Genomic DNA, 14179 nt, shown 5'->3' with positions numbered 1-14179 from the left:
GTGGTCCCCCTCCGGTTCCGCGGGTGGGTGCCCGCGGAGGATTCCCGGGGATCATAGAGCGGCGCTCACCGAGCGCCGAACCGCTCCCTGAGCTGGTACTTGAGCACCTTGCGCAGGGTCTCGTTGCGCGGGAGGGCGGCCACGACCTCCAGTTGCTCCGGGAGTTTGTGGACGGAGAGACCGGCCTCGCGGAGGAAGGCCGTGACCGCCGGCAGGGTCAGCGGGGCGGCACCCGGGGGCTGTTCGACGACCGCGCAGACACGTTCGCCGCGCTCGGGGTCGGGGAGGCCTATGACGGCCGCGTCGCCGACGTCCGGGTGGCCGTGGAGGAGGTCCTCGATCTCCTTGGCCGAGATGTTCTCTCCCTTCCGGATGATGATGTCCTTGATCCGGCCCGTGAGGACGAGGTGGCCGCTCGGGGTCAGGTGGCCCACGTCCCCGGTGATGAGGAAGCCGTCCTCGTCGAAGGCGGCCGCGGTCTGTGCCGGGTCCAGGTAGCCCTGACAGACGGCCTCGCCGCGGAGCCGGACCTCACCGTCGCCGGTGCCGTCGCCGGTGATCCGGATCTCCATGCCGGCGGGCGGGCGGCCCTCGGTGGTCGCGAGGTTCTCGGCGGTGTCGTCCGGGTCGCCCATCGTGATCATCGGGACCTCGGTCATGCCGTACCCGTGGGTGAGCTGGCAGCCCAGCTCCTTGCGCACCGCGTGGTAGATCTCCGGCGGCTTCGGCGCCCCGCCGCCCGCGAGCAGCCGCAGGGTGGGGATGACCGGTTCGCCGGGCCGCGCGCGCTGTTCGGCGAGGAACATCGCGTAGAAGGCGGTCGAGCCGCCGGCGACGGTCACGCCGTGCGCGCGGTACTCGTCGAGCGCCTCGGGCAGCGCGAACTGTTCGAACATGACGGCGGGGAATCCGTACAGCAGGAGCATCACCGTGTAGTCGGGCCCGGCGATGTGCGCGTACGGGAAGGCCATCGAGCCGACGTCCTCGGCGGTCAGCCGCAGGGCGTGGGCGAGGCAGGAGCCGCCCGCGAGGAGCGAACGGTCGGTGTGCAGGACGCCCTTGGGGTCGGAGGTCGTGCCGGAGGTCCAGTAGATCCAGCGGACGTCGGTCCCTGAGGAGGGCGGCGGGGGCAGCACCGCCGGGTCGCCGTCGGGGAGGCTCTCGGGGGAGTACGCCTCGAAGATCCCGCGCGCGCCGAGCCGGCGGGCCATCTCCGTGTGGTCGAAGCCGCGCCATACGCCGGGGACGGCGAAGTACTCGGCCCGGGACTCGCGCAGGGCGAAGCCGACCTCCTTGTCCCGGTAGAAGGGGATCACCGGCGTCTGTACGGCGCCGAGGCGGGCGAGCGCGAAGGTGAGCACCGCGGTCTCGATGCGGGTGGGCAGCTGCCAGGCGACGACCGTGCCCGGCCGGACCCCCATCCCGTACAGCCCGGCGGCGCAGCGCTCGGCGCGCTCGCGCAGCCCGCCGAAGGTGAGGACGCGGTCGCCCTGGAGCAGGACGGGCCGGTCGGGGGTGAGGGCGGCGCGGCGCTCGACGAGCTCCCAGAGGGTGCGTGACTCGCCGAGGGCGTGCGCGGTCTGGTCCAGGGCCGTATCCATGACCGTACTCCTCTTGGCTGACGTTCCGTCAGATCGTGCGGTGAGCGTAGAGGCCGGGCGCTTGTCGGTCCAGGGGTGCGGGGCTAGCCTGATCCCGTCAGATCTGACGGTCCATCAGAAAACGCCATGAGAGACATGGAGGGGTCATGACGGAACTGCCCCGCATCATCAGCGTCGACGACCACGTGATCGAGCCGGCCCACCTCTTCGACACCTGGCTCCCGAAGAAGTACCGCGACCGAGGCCCCAGGCCCCTCACGGCCGGCATCGGCGAGCTCGCCTACGTCGCCGGCAAGTACCAGATCACGATGGACCCGGACGGCCCGCCGACCGACTGGTGGATCTACGAGGACCTCAAGTTCCCGTACAAGCGGAACATCGCCGCCGTCGGCTTCGACCGCGACGACATGACCCTGGAGGGGATCACCCGCGCCGAGATGCGGCGCGGCTGCTGGGACCCCAAGGCACGCCTCGCCGACATGGACCTCAACCACGTCGAGGCCTCCCTCTGCTTCCCCACCTTCCCGCGCTTCTGCGGCCAGACCTTCGCAGAGGCCCAGGACAAGGAGGTCGCCCTCGCCTGCGTCCGCGCCTACAACGACTGGATGGTCGAGGAGTGGTGCGGCGACAGCGGCGGCCGGCTCATCCCACTCTGCATCATCCCGCTCTGGGACATCGGACTCGCCGTGGCCGAGATCCGGCGCAACGCCGCCCGGGGCGTGAAGGCCGTGACCTTCTCCGAGATCCCCACCCACCTCGGCCTGCCGTCGATCCACTCCGGCTACTGGGACCCCTTCTTCGCCGTCTGCCAGGAGACCGGCACCGTCGTCAACATGCACATCGGCTCCAGCAGCCAGATGCCCGCCGCCTCCCCCGACGCCCCGCCCGCCGTCCAGGCCTCCCTGAGCTTCAACAACGCCATGGCCTCGATGATGGACTTCCTCTTCAGCGGAGTGCTGGTGAAGTTTCCGCGGCTCAAGCTCGCCTACAGCGAGGGCCAGATGGGGTGGATCCCGTACGCCCTCGAACGCGCCGACGACGTGTGGGAGGAGCACCGCGCCTGGGGAGGCGTCCGCGACCTCATCCCCGAGCCGCCGTCCACGTACTACTACCGGCAGATCTTCTGCTGCTTCTTCCGCGACAAGCACGGGATCGCGTCCCTGGACGTCGTCGGCCGGGACAACGCCACCTTCGAGACCGACTACCCGCACGTCGACTCGACCTTCCCGCACACCAAGGAGGTCGCCCTCGACCACGTCCAGGGCCTCGACGACGAGACGGTCTACAAGCTGATGCGCGGCAACGCCATCCGGATGCTGGACCTGGACTTCGACCGGGACCTCGACCGGGGCGTCCGGGCCGTCCGGGACGCCGTCTGATGGACCTCGCGTACAGCGCGGAGGAGGAGGAGTTCCGGGCGCGGCTGAGGGCCTGGCTCGCGGTCGTCCTGCCCGCGTTGCCGCCGAGGCCCGACCCGCTGGACTGGCCGGCCCGGCGCGCGTACGACTGCGGCTGGCAGCGCAGGCTGCACGACGCCGGATACGCCGACGTCCACTGGGACGCCTCCCCCACCCAGCGGCTGATCTTCCTGGAGGAGACCGAGCTCGCCGGAGCGCCCTACGTCGGCGCCAACTTCGTCGGGCTGCTGCACGCCGGCCCGACGATCGCCGCCGAGGGCACGGCCGCCCAGCGGGAGCGCTGGCTGCCGCCGGTCCTGCGCGGCGACGAGGTCTGGTGCCAGGGCTTCAGCGAGCCCGGGGCGGGCTCCGACCTCGCCTCCCTGCGGACGAAGGCCGTCCGGGACGGCGACGCGTACGTCGTCAGCGGGCAGAAGATCTGGACCTCGCACGCCGAGGTCGCCGACTGGTGCGAACTCCTCGTCCGTACGGACCCCACCGCACCCAGGCACCGGGGCATCAGCTGGCTCGCCATGCCCATGGACGCCCCCGGTGTCACCGTACGGCCGCTGCGGACCCTCGCGGGCTCGACGGAGTTCGCGGAGGTCTTCCTCGACGAGGTGCGGGTGCCGGTGGCCAACCGGGTGGGCGACGAGAACGACGGCTGGCGGGTCACGATGGTGACGCTCTCCTTCGAGCGCGGCACCGCGTTCGTCGGGGAGGTCGTCGCCTGCCGTCGCCTCCTCGGCGAACTCGCCCGTACGGCACGGGAGAACGGCACCTGGGACGACCCCGTCCTGCGGCGGCGGCTCGGCAGGCTCTCCGCCGAGTTCCAGGCGCTGTGGCGGCTCACCCAGGCGAACATCAGCGAGGCGCAGGCGACCGGCGGGGTGCCGGGCGCCGGCGGGTCCGTCTTCAAGCTGCACTACTCGCACGCCCGGCAGGAGCTGTACGAGGCCGCCGCGACGGTCCTGGGCCCGGACGCGCTGGACCTCGGGCGGGACTGGACGCTCGACCGGCTGTCCTCGCTCTCGTACACGATCGCCGCCGGCACCTCCCAGATCCAGCGCAACATCGTCGCCGAGCGCATCCTCGGCCTCCCGAAGGGACGGTGACCCCCGCCATGGACTTCCGACTCACCGAGGACCAGCGGGCGCTGCGGAAGGGGGTACGCGAGCTGCTCGCGCGGCTCTTCGGCCGGGAGGCGCTGCGGGCCGCCGTGGACTCCGGGGGCCTGGACCGGGAGCTGTGGCGGGAGCTCGGCGCGGCCGGGTTCTTCGCGCTGCGACTGCCGGAGGAGGAGGGCGGGGTGGGGCTCGGCCTCCCGGAGGCGGTGCTCCTCTTCGAGGAGGCGGGGCGGGTGCTGCTGCCGGGGCCGCTCGTTGCCACGCATGTGGCGGCGGGGGCGGTGCCGGGTGCGGCGGAGGGGGCTGTCGTGGTGACCTCCGCTTCGGAGGGGCTGGTTCCTTGGCTGGACGAGGCGGATGTGGTGCTGGGGGAGGCGGAGGGCGCCGTACCGGTGCGGTCGGTGGATCCGCTGACGCCGCTGCACAAGGTGCCCGGCACCGGGGGTTGTGCCCACCCTTCCCCAGAGGGGGGACCCCCACGCCGTGCGGAACGCCTGCCCACAACGGTTTCGACGGAGGCGGTGTCCGCTCTCCTCGCCGCCGCCGAGCAGGTCGGGAGTGCGGGGCGGACCACGGACATGGCTGTCGCCTACGCTCGGGAGCGGGAGCAGTTCGGGCAGGTCATCGGGGGGTTTCAGGCGGTCAAGCACCTGTGTGCGGGGATGCTCGTGCGGGCCGAACTCGCCCGGGCCGCCGTGCGGGCCGCCGCCGTGACCGCCGATCCGGTCGAGATCGCCGGGGCCAAGCTCCTCGCCGACGAGGCTGCCACTGCGAACGCCCGGGACTGCCTCCAGGTGCACGGCGGCATGGGCTTCACCTGGGAGGCGGACGTGCACCTGCACCTCAAGCGGGCCTGGGTGCGGGCCGAGCTGTGGCTGCCCGCCGCGCGGGCCGAGGAGGTGGTGGCGGCCCGCCTGTAGCGCGCCGCGTCCGTCGCGTCACGGAATGTCGATATCGGGTTGTGTCCTTCGGTGGGGCCGTCACGGCCCGGAGTCGGTCTCCGGCTCCGGTACTCTCCGTGGGATGCGAGTGCTCGTTGGCCCGGATTGTCCCGGTGTCGCCCCTGAGGTGACTCCGGGCCCGGGGATGCCCGCCGCTCGTACCCGGCGTTCGACTACCCGCAGAGTGCGTCGCACAGTATGGACCACTCGTACTCCTTCGCGCTGGAATATGCCCGAAGCGCTTGTTGCGGTGACTGTACGTCAACCATGCTGTCCCACAAGGGAATCACGTTCCGTGAAGGTGTGTCCGCCGGTTCGGATGGTGTGAGCGGTGCAGGTGCTTCAGGTTCAGTTGGAGGTCGGGCCCGACCCGGCGGAAGTGGGGCGAGCCCGGAGGTGGGCGCGTTCGCGGCTCGCCGGTTCGGGCATAGGGGACGACGAGCCGCTGGCGGAGACGCTGGTGCTGCTCATCTCCGAGCTCGTGACCAACGCCGTCGTGCACACGGGCTGCCCCGCAGTGCTGCGGATGCTGTTCGCGGCGGAGGGCGGCGTGCGGGTCGAGGTCGCGGACGCGAGCGACCGCCCGCCGCGGCCCCGGCACGCGGAGGGCGAGGACACCAACGGGCGCGGCCTGGAGCTGGTGGACGGCCTCGCGGACCGGTGGGGCTGGCAGCGCGAGGGCGCCGGGAAGAGCATCTGGTGCGAGGTGGACCGGGCCCCGGTGAACTCTGTGAACGGGCAGGGTGCGGTGGCGCCCGGCCGGGTGCACTGTTGACGGTTCGTTCCGTTTTGCCCACTCTGGTGTGAGCGATTCGTGGCGAGGGGAGCCGAGGGCCGTGTGCCCTCGGCGTGTGCGGGTCGTGGCCGGGTGGCGGCTCCCCCGCAGCGCTTCGCACGCGGGGGGACCCCCATTCGCTCCGCTCGCCGTGCTCGGGGCGCGTGCGAGCGCGCCGCCACCGGCAAAGACGTGTCTCAGAGGATCGCGATTGGGGCCACCGGTGTGCCCGTGCCACCGACGAAGGGCTCCGGCATCGCGGAGAGCAGGAAGGCGTAGCGCCGCTCCTGTGCACAGGCTGTGGACAGTGATTCGAGATTCCAGTTCTGGCCCTGGAGCATGCCCATCTCGACGAGGTCGAGGGCGTGGACGGGCAGCCAGAGGTCGTCGATCTCCGGCGGGAAGATCTCGAAGGTGAGCGTGTCGTTGGCGACGGCCGCGACGTCCCGGGCGTGGAACCACTCCGGCGTACGGACCGAGAGCCCGGGGGACGGGAAGGCGTACCCGTGCTTGTCCCCGGCCAGGTACACCTGCATCTGTCCCGTCCGTACGAGGACGATGTCGCCGGACCGGACGGTGACCCCGCCGAAGTCGGCGGCCTCGTCGAGGTCTTCGGGGGTGACGGCGTGGTCGCCGGGCAGTCGGTCGACGCCCTTGGCGGCGGCCACGTCGAGCAGGACGCCCCGTGAGACGACCTGGCGGGCGGTGTGGATGCCGCTGAACTCGGCGCGGCCGTGGGCGGTGATCGTGCCGGCGGGCCGGCCGTTGTAGATCCGTCCGGAGTGCGAGGCGTGCGTCAGGGCGTCCCAGTGGGTGCCGGCCTGGAGGCCGAGGGTCACGGCGTCGTCGCTGGTGGCGACCGTGCCGGGGCCGAACAGCTCCTGGTTGACCTGGATCATGACGTGGAGCGGGTTGACGCGGCCGGGGATCATGCCGGTCTGGACGCCGTCCTGCTTGAGGTCGACGGCGAGGGGGACGCGCCGGCCGGTGCGGACGGTCGCGACGGCGTTCCGTACGACCTCGTCGGTGACGAGGTTGAGGGTGCCGATCTCGTCGTCCTGGCCCCAACGGCCCCAGTTGTTGACGCGTTTGGCGATCTCGTGAAATGCGGCGGGCAGAGACATCGGGGGCCTCCGGGGTCTTGTTCTCGGGTATCTGACGGACCGTAGAATCCTGACGACGAATGAATCTAACGGACCGTCAGAAACTGCGGGAGGGGCCGGGCATGGGGAACTTCTTGGCTGGCAGGGTCGTCGCCGTCACGGGCGCGGGGCGGGGCATCGGCCGCGCCGTCGCCCTCGCGTGCGCGGCGGAGGGCGCGAAGGTCGTCGTGAACGACTACGGGGTGTCGATCGAGGGAGGCGAACCGACCTCGGAGATCGCCCTCTCCGTCGTGAAGGAGATCGAGGCGGCCGGCGGCACGGCCGTCGCCGTCGCCGACGACATCTCGACGATGGCGGGCGGACAGCGCGTCGTGGACATCGCGCTCGCCGAGTACGGGAGGATCGACGGCGTCGTGTGCGTGGCGGGCATCCTGCGCGAGCGGATGCTCTTCAACATGGCCGAGGAGGAGTGGGACCCGGTCGTCGCCACCCATCTGAAGGGCACCTTCACGGTCTTCCGCGCGGCCTCGGCCGTGATGCGCAAGCAGGGTACGGGGACCCTGATCGGCTTCACCAGCGGCAACCACCAGGGCTCCGTCGCACAGGCCAACTACTCGGCGGCGAAGGGCGGGATCATCTCGCTCGTACGCAGCGCCGCCCTCGGACTCCACAAGTACGGGGTCACCGCGAACGCGGTCGCGCCCGTGGCCAGGACCCGGATGTCCGCCAACGTCCCCATGGAGCTGAAGGAGATCGGCGAACCGGAGGACGTGGCCGCGCTCGTCGTCTACCTGCTCTCGGAGCGGGCCAGGGCGGAGAGGATCACCGGCCAGGTGTACACGATCGCCGGCCCGAAGATCGCGGTCTGGGCGCAGCCGAGGGAGCTGCGGGCCGGGTACGCGGAGGGCGGCGGCTGGACCCCGGAGCGGATCGCGGACTTCCTGCCGGGGACGGTGGGGACGGACCCCATGCCGATGCTGGAACGGCTCGAGGAGATGGCCAGGGCCGCGGCGGCCGGCGAGCGCCCCAACACGGACAAGAGGAGCGGGTCATGAGGGGTGTCGTGTTCGACGGGAAGTCCGTCCAGGTCGTCGACGACCTGGAGGTGCGGGACCCCGGGCCCGGGGAGGTGCTCGTCGGGATCGCCGCCGCCGGGCTCTGCCACAGCGACCTGTCCGTGGTCGACGGGACGATCCCCTTCCCGCCGCCCGTCGTCCTCGGACACGAGGGCGCCGGAGTCGTCGAGGCCGTCGGCCCCGGCGTCACCCACGTCGTCCCCGGCGACCACGTCGCCCTCTCGACCCTCGCGAACTGCGGCGCCTGCGCCGACTGCGACCGCGGCCGGCCCACCATGTGCCGCAAGGCGATCGGGATGCCGGGACAGCCGTTCTCGCGCGCCTCGACCGGACAGGCGCTGTTCCAGTTCGCGTCCAACTCCTCCTTCGCCGAGCGGACCGTCGTCAAGGCAGTCCAGGCCGTGAAGATCCCGAAGGGCATCCCGCTGACCTCCGCCGCCCTCATGGGCTGCGGCGTCCTCACCGGCGTCGGGGCCGTGCTCAACCGCGCGAAGGTCGACCGCGGCGAGACCGTCGTCGTCATCGGCACCGGCGGCATCGGCCTCAACGTCATCCAGGGCGCCCGGATCGCCGGCGCCCCGACGATCGTCGCCGTCGACACCAACCCGGACAAGGAGGCCGTGGCCCTGCGGTTCGGCGCCACGCACTTCCTCACCTCCACCGACGGCGTACGCGAGATCCTGCCCACCGGCGCCGACCACGTCTTCGAGTGCGTCGGCCACACCGGCCTCGTCCGTACCGCGATCGAACTCCTCGACCGGCACGGCCAGGCGATCCTCCTCGGCATGACCGCCCCCACGGCGGAGGCGAGCTTCCCGCCCGCCGCGATGTTCCTGGACAAGTCGATCCTGGGCTGCCGGTACGGCTCCTCCCGCCCCCAGAAGGACATCGCGCTCTACGCGGAGCTGTACCGCTCCGGCGGCCTCCTCCTCGACGAGCTGGTGACACGGACGTACCCCGTGGAGGAGTTCGCGCGGGCCGTCGAGGACGCCGAGCAGGGGAAGGTCGCGCGAGGCGTGCTCACTTTCTGAGCCGGACGGGAGAGGAGGCGAGGAGGGGGGAGGAGGCGAGGAGGACGAGGAGGGCGGTAATCCCCTGGGGACAGGACCGCCTGACGGTTACGGTCGTGGCCATGTCCTACCGCGAGCTCGCCACCCGCCCCGTCCTCGCCTGGTGCGCCGTCACCGCCGCCGGGCGGCTGCCCGTCGCCATGGCGCCGCTCGCGCTCGTCTTCCTCGTGCGCGAGCGGCCCGGGGGCTACACGCTGGGGGCGGTCGTCGCCGCCGTGTACGTCCTCGGGGAGATCGTCGCCGCGCCCGTCCTCGGTATGCGCATGAACGCCGAGCGCGCCCGGCCGCAGCTCGCCGCCGGACTGGCCTTCGGCACCGCCGGGTTCGCCGGGCTCGGGCTCGCACCCGGTGCGCACCCCGTCGTCCTCTCCGCCTTCGCGCTGCTCGCGGGCGCCGGACCCGCCGCCGTGCCCGGCGGGCTGCGCGCCCTCCTGACCGGCATGGTCCCGGAGCGGGCCGTCACGCAGGCGATGAGCATGGAGACGATGCTGACCTTCGGTGTCTGGGCCGCCGCGCCCGCGCTCGCCACCGGTCTCGCGCTCGGCGCGGGTCCCGCCGTACCGCTGCTGCTCCAGGCGGTCCTGATGGGGCTGTCGGTGGCCGGGCTGTGGCTGCTGCCGGCCGGCTGGACCACCGGGGAGCGGACGAAGGGGGCCCCGGAGCGGCGGGCGCTGCTGCGGGCCTGGCCCGTGTACGTCCTCGGGGCCGCCGGGCTCTCCCTGCTCGCGCTCGCCGAACTGATCCTGCCCGCCCTGCTCGAACAGCGCGGGATCGCCATCGGCTGGGCGGGCCCGATCCTCGCCGGATTCTCGATCGGCTCGGCGGTCGGCGCGTTCGTCTACGGCCTGCGAGGCCGCTGGCCGGGTGCGCTGCTCGTCCAGTCCGTCGTCCTGGTCCTCGCGGTGACCGCGGGCGTCGCGCTCGTCGCCCTCCTGCCCTGGGCCGCCGCCATCGGCGCCGTCCTGGTCGTCGCCGGACTCCTCCAGGCCCCCGCCGCCCTCAGCCGCAACCTCGCGCTGCGGCAGATCTTCCCGCCGTCCGCGCTCGCCGCCGGGTACTCGGTCATGTACGCGGCCGTCGGCGCCGGTTACGCGGCGAGCGGCGCCCTCGCGGGCGGCCTGCTCAAGGTGGTGGCCCCGTCGACGGCGATCCTCTACGGCGTCGTCCTGACCCTGCTGCTCGTCGCGGTCGGCGCGGTGGGGGAGCGGCGGCTGACCCGCCGCGCTCGGGCCGGTCAGGAGGCGGCGGCGCCCGGCGCCCCGGTGGTCGCGGAGGTTTCGGTGGTCTCCGACCCGCCCGTGGTCCCCGATCCACCCGTGGTCTCCGATGCCCCCGTGGTCTCCGACGGTTCCGGAGGGGAGGAGCGGAAGGTGCGCCGGTAGGACGTCGGCGTCACCCCGATCGCGCTCATCAGGTGCACGCGCAGCGACTGGGCCGTGCCGAAGCCCGCGTCCTGCGCGACCCGGTCGACGGGCAGGCCGGTGGACTCCAGGAGGTGCCGGGCGCGCTCGACGCGCTGCTGCGTGAGCCACTGTCCGGGGCTGATCCCGACCTCGTCGCGGAAGCGGCGGGTGAACGTCCGTACGCTCATCGCCTCCTTCCCGGCCAGGTCCCGCAGCTGGATCGGCTCGTGGAGGTGGGCGAGCGCCCACGCCCTTGCCGTGGTCGTGGTGTGCGTGCCGGCCTCGGGGAGGGGCCTCTCGATGTACTGGGCCTGCCCGCCGTCCCGGTGCGGCGGTACGACGGTCCTGCGGGCGACGTCGTTGGCGACGGCCGTGCCGTGGTCGCGGCGCACGATGTGCAGGCACAGGTCGATCCCGGCGGCCACGCCCGCCGAGGTGAGGACGTCGCCGTCGTCGACGAAGAGGACGTCGGCATCGACCCGCACGCTCGGGAAGAGCCGCTGGAAGTGCGCCGCGGAGGACCAGTGGGTGGTGGCCGGGCGTCCGTCGAGGAACCCGGCGGCGGCGAGCACGTACCCGCCGGTGCAGATGGAGACGAGCCGGGTGCCGGGCCGGATGTGCGCGAGGGCGGCGGCGAGCTCCTCGGTGAGCCTGCCCTCCTCGTAGACCGGGCCGAGCTCGTACGAGGCGGGGACGACGACCGTGTCGGCGGTGGCGAGGATCTCGGGACCGTGCTCCACGTGCACGGAGAAATCGGCGTCGGTGGGGACGGGTCCGGCGACCGGGGCGCAGGTGACGATCTCGTACAGGAGCGTGCCCTCGGCGTCCCGGGCGCGGCCGAAGATGCGGTGCGGGATGCCCAGCTCGAAGGGGAGGAGCCCGGGCAGGGCGAGGACGGCGACGCGGTGGGGCGGCCTCGGCACGGTGGGGGCTCCTTCGGAAGCGCGTGGACGGAAAACCAGTGGTGGTCCAGACCAGTTGACTGGTACCTCTTCGTGTCCGTGACGGACAACACGTACAAGTCTGAGGCCGCCGAACGGATTCCCGCACCGGGTTCCGCACCGGCCGGGCCGCCCGCACTGTGGAACCGTAACTTCCGGCTCTTCTTCGTCGCCCGCGCGGTCGCCGTCTTCGGCGAGGGCATGGTCCCGGTCGCCTACGCCGCAGGACTCCTCGGCGCCGGCCACCCCGGCTCCACCGTCGGCTTCGCACTCGGCGGCTGGACCGCCGCCTTCGCGCTCTTCGTGCTCTTCGGCGGCGTCCTCGCCGACCGGTTCACCGCCCGCCGCATGATGATCCTCGCGGACCTGCTCCGGCTCCCCGGCGCCGCCGTCCTCGCCGTCTCCTTCACCGTCGGCAGCCCGCCCCTGTGGGCCGTCTACGCCCTGTCCGTCCTCAGCGGCGTGGGCGCCGCCCTCTTCCAGCCCGGGGTCGCCTCCACGATCCCGCGCATCGCCCCCGACGTGCAGCGCGCCAACGCCGTCCTGCGGGTCGTCGAGGCCCTCATGATCATGGCGGGACCGGCCGCGGCGGGCCTGCTCGTCGCCGTGTGGAACGCGGGCGCGGCCTTTGCCGTCAATGGCGTGACCTTCGCCGTAAGCGCCCTCTGCCTCGCCCTCATGCGGCTCGTCCCCATCCCGTCCGACACGGCCCGCCGCGACTCCCTCGGCGCCGAACTCGCCGGCGGGTGGCGCGAGTTCCGCTCGCGCAGCTGGCTGTGGGGGGTCATCTGCATCTGGACCGTGTACGGGCTGACCGTCGCGGGCCCGATGGTGCCGCTCACCGCGAGCCTGGTCACCGGGGACCACGGCTCCGCCACGTACGGCGTGCTCATGGCGATCAACGGCGCGGGCAGTGCCGTCGGCGGCCTCCTGGCCCTCCGGCTGCGCCCCCGACGCCCCCTCGCGGCGGGCGCGGTCGCCCTCCTCGGCCTCCCCGTGAACCTCCTCCTGCTCGGCACGGGCGCCCCGGTGTGGCTGCTCGGCGCGGGTCAGTTCATCGGCGGCGCGGCCTTCGCCTTCTGGCTGGTCATGTGGTCCACCGCCGTCCAGACCCACGTCCCGCAGGAGGCCCTCAACCGGATGCACGCGTACGACGTGGCCGGCTCGCTCCTGATGATGGGCGTCGGCCGCGCGCTGTCGGGCCCGGTCGCGGCGGCCGTGGGTGCGGAGGAGGTGCTGCTCACGGGCGCGGGCATCGCCGTACTCGTCGTCGCGGCGCTGCTCGTCGTACGCCCGGTCAGGAGGCTGCCGCGGGTGTAGGCCCGCGTGAGTGGCCGATGTCCCGATCCTTTGGAAACGTGTCGTTCAGGCCAATGGTGGGGGCGGGGGCGCGGACGGGATGCTCTGTGGCATGGCCCAGACAACCGAGAGCGCCGCTTCCGCGCCCCCGAATCCCTCATCGCCCCGTCGCGCGCCCCGCGTCCACCGCGCCTGGTTCGTCGCGGCGGTCACCTTCGTCACGATCATCGGCGCGGCGGCCTTCGCCTCCCTGCCGGGCCTGCTGATCGAGCCGCTGCACGAGGAATTCGACTGGTCGCGCGGGACGATCGGCTTCGCCGTCTCGGTGAATCTCGCCCTCTACGGGCTCACGGCTCCCTTCGCCGCCGCGCTCATGGACCGCTTCGGCATCCGCCGCGTCGTCGCCCTCGCGCTGACGGTCATCTCCGTCGGCTCCGTCCTCACCGTGTGGATGACGGCCGCCTGGCAGCTGGTCCTCTACTGGGGCGTACTCGTCGGCCTCGGCAGCGGCTCGATGGCGCTCGCGTTCGCCGCGACCGTCACCAACCGCTGGTTCGTCGCCCGCCGCGGCCTCGTCACCGGCATCCTCACCGCGGCCGGGGCTTCTGGTCAGCTGGTCTTCCTTCCCCTTCTCTCCTGGCTGGTCGAGGACCACGGCTGGCGTCCCGCCGCGGTCACCGTGTCGCTCGCCGCCCTCGCGGTCGTCCCCTTCGTGTGGCTGCTGCTCCGCGACCACCCGGCGGACACGGGCCTCGCCCCGTACGGCGGGGAGTACGCCGAGAAGCCCGCCGCCGTCACGGGCGCCGCACGCCGGGCCGTCACCGTCCTGCTCAAGGCGGCCCGCACGGGCCCCTTCTGGCTGCTCGCCGGAACCTTCGCGATCTGCGGGGCCTCGACGAACGGCCTGGTCAAGACCCACTTCGTGCCCGCCGCCCACGACCACGGGATGCCCGTCACGGCGGCCGCCGGACTGCTGGCCGTCATCGGTGTCTTCGACGTCGTCGGCACGATCGCCTCCGGCTGGTTCACCGACCGCTTCGAGGCCCGCCGGCTCCTCGCGGTCTACTACGCGCTGCGTGGCGTCTCGCTGCTCTTCCTGCCGATGCTCCTCGCGCCCACCGTGCACCCGCCGATGCTCTTCTTCATCGTCTTCTACGGCCTGGACTGGGTGGCCACGGTCCCGCCGACGATCGCCCTCTGCCGCGAGCACTACGGCGAGGACTCGGCGATCGTCTTCGGCTGGGTCCTCGCCTCCCATCAGGTGGGCGCGGCCGTCGTCGCCTTCGGCGGCGGTGTCGCCCGGGACGTCTTCGGCTCGTACGACGTCGTCTGGTACGCCTCCGGAGCGCTCTGCGCGGCGGCGGCCCTGATGGCCCTGGTCATCCGGCGGCCCCGGACGGAGGCGACGATTCCGGTGGTCGCATGATGGTTCCCGACGAGTTTCCG

General features: G+C 72.6%; 11 protein-coding genes and 1 pseudogene. 9 read left to right on the top strand and 3 right to left on the bottom strand.

Annotation, left to right across the window (positions count from 1 at the left end; translation table 11 throughout):
* Positions 1 to 65: 65 nt before the first annotated feature.
* The gene (locus DEJ46_RS16800; protein ID WP_150274496.1) at positions 66 to 1589 is read right to left on the bottom strand and encodes a class I adenylate-forming enzyme family protein; all 1524 of its coding nucleotides are present in this window, start codon (positions 1587 to 1589) and stop codon (positions 66 to 68) included.
* A 158-nt stretch (positions 1590 to 1747) separates the two neighbouring features.
* On the opposite strand from DEJ46_RS16800, the gene DEJ46_RS16795 reads away from it, so the two are divergent.
* From DEJ46_RS16795 to DEJ46_RS16780, 4 genes are all read left to right on the top strand, one after another.
* Positions 1748 to 2980 (top strand): amidohydrolase family protein, encoded by a 1233-nt coding sequence (locus DEJ46_RS16795; RefSeq protein WP_150267339.1) that lies wholly within the window; start codon positions 1748 to 1750, stop codon positions 2978 to 2980.
* A complete protein-coding gene (locus DEJ46_RS16790) occupies positions 2980 to 4113 on the top strand; it encodes an acyl-CoA dehydrogenase family protein (RefSeq protein WP_150267337.1) in 1134 nt (377 codons plus the stop codon). Before DEJ46_RS16795 ends, DEJ46_RS16790 begins: the two co-directional genes overlap by 1 nt.
* A gap of 8 nt (positions 4114 to 4121) precedes the next feature.
* Positions 4122 to 5045, top strand: a complete 924-nt coding sequence (locus DEJ46_RS16785; protein ID WP_150267335.1) for an acyl-CoA dehydrogenase family protein — start codon at positions 4122 to 4124, stop codon at positions 5043 to 5045.
* Positions 5046 to 5397: 352 nt separating this feature from the next.
* A complete protein-coding gene (locus tag DEJ46_RS16780) occupies positions 5398 to 5841 on the top strand; it encodes an ATP-binding protein (RefSeq protein ID WP_150267333.1) in 444 nt (147 codons plus the stop codon).
* 197 nt (positions 5842 to 6038) lie between these two features.
* Here DEJ46_RS16780 and DEJ46_RS16775 read toward each other — a convergent pair whose 3' ends face one another.
* Positions 6039 to 6965: a cyclase family protein gene (locus DEJ46_RS16775; RefSeq protein ID WP_150267331.1), complete on the bottom strand. Its 927-nt coding sequence runs from the start codon at positions 6963 to 6965 to the stop codon at positions 6039 to 6041.
* Between the two features lie 101 nt (positions 6966 to 7066).
* Between DEJ46_RS16775 and DEJ46_RS16770 the strand changes: the two genes are divergently transcribed.
* From DEJ46_RS16770 to DEJ46_RS16760, 3 genes and pseudogenes are all read left to right on the top strand, one after another.
* Positions 7067 to 7999, top strand: coding sequence for an SDR family oxidoreductase (locus tag DEJ46_RS16770; RefSeq protein WP_150267329.1), 933 nt, complete (start codon positions 7067 to 7069; stop codon positions 7997 to 7999).
* On the top strand, positions 7996 to 9051 hold the full coding sequence (locus tag DEJ46_RS16765; protein ID WP_150267327.1) for a Zn-dependent alcohol dehydrogenase: 1056 nt from the start codon (positions 7996 to 7998) through the stop codon (positions 9049 to 9051). The genes DEJ46_RS16770 and DEJ46_RS16765 overlap by 4 nt, the downstream gene beginning before the upstream one ends.
* 101 nt (positions 9052 to 9152) lie before the next feature.
* Positions 9153 to 10355: pseudogene (locus DEJ46_RS16760) on the top strand (MFS transporter); the annotation flags it as partial.
* Here the strand turns inward: DEJ46_RS16760 and DEJ46_RS16755 are convergent.
* The gene (locus tag DEJ46_RS16755) at positions 10325 to 11416 is read right to left on the bottom strand and encodes a GlxA family transcriptional regulator (protein ID WP_223834701.1); all 1092 of its coding nucleotides are present in this window, start codon (positions 11414 to 11416) and stop codon (positions 10325 to 10327) included. The pseudogene DEJ46_RS16760 and the gene DEJ46_RS16755 sit on opposite strands and share 31 nt — an antisense overlap.
* Positions 11417 to 11488: 72 nt before the next feature.
* On the opposite strand from DEJ46_RS16755, the gene DEJ46_RS16750 reads away from it, so the two are divergent.
* Both DEJ46_RS16750 and DEJ46_RS16745 read left to right on the top strand, forming a co-directional pair.
* On the top strand, positions 11489 to 12754 hold the full coding sequence (locus tag DEJ46_RS16750) for an MFS transporter (protein WP_150267325.1): 1266 nt from the start codon (positions 11489 to 11491) through the stop codon (positions 12752 to 12754).
* 91 nt (positions 12755 to 12845) lie between these two features.
* A complete protein-coding gene (locus DEJ46_RS16745; RefSeq protein WP_150267323.1) occupies positions 12846 to 14159 on the top strand; it encodes an MFS transporter in 1314 nt (437 codons plus the stop codon).
* Positions 14160 to 14179 lie beyond the last annotated feature (20 nt).

Origin of the sequence: Streptomyces venezuelae, from assembly GCF_008642375.1 — a bacterium.
In the GTDB taxonomy this organism is placed as follows: domain Bacteria; phylum Actinomycetota; class Actinomycetes; order Streptomycetales; family Streptomycetaceae; genus Streptomyces; species Streptomyces venezuelae_G.
Note: the sequence above shows the minus strand (reverse complement) of the source record. Positions and strands in the feature narration are given on the sequence as shown.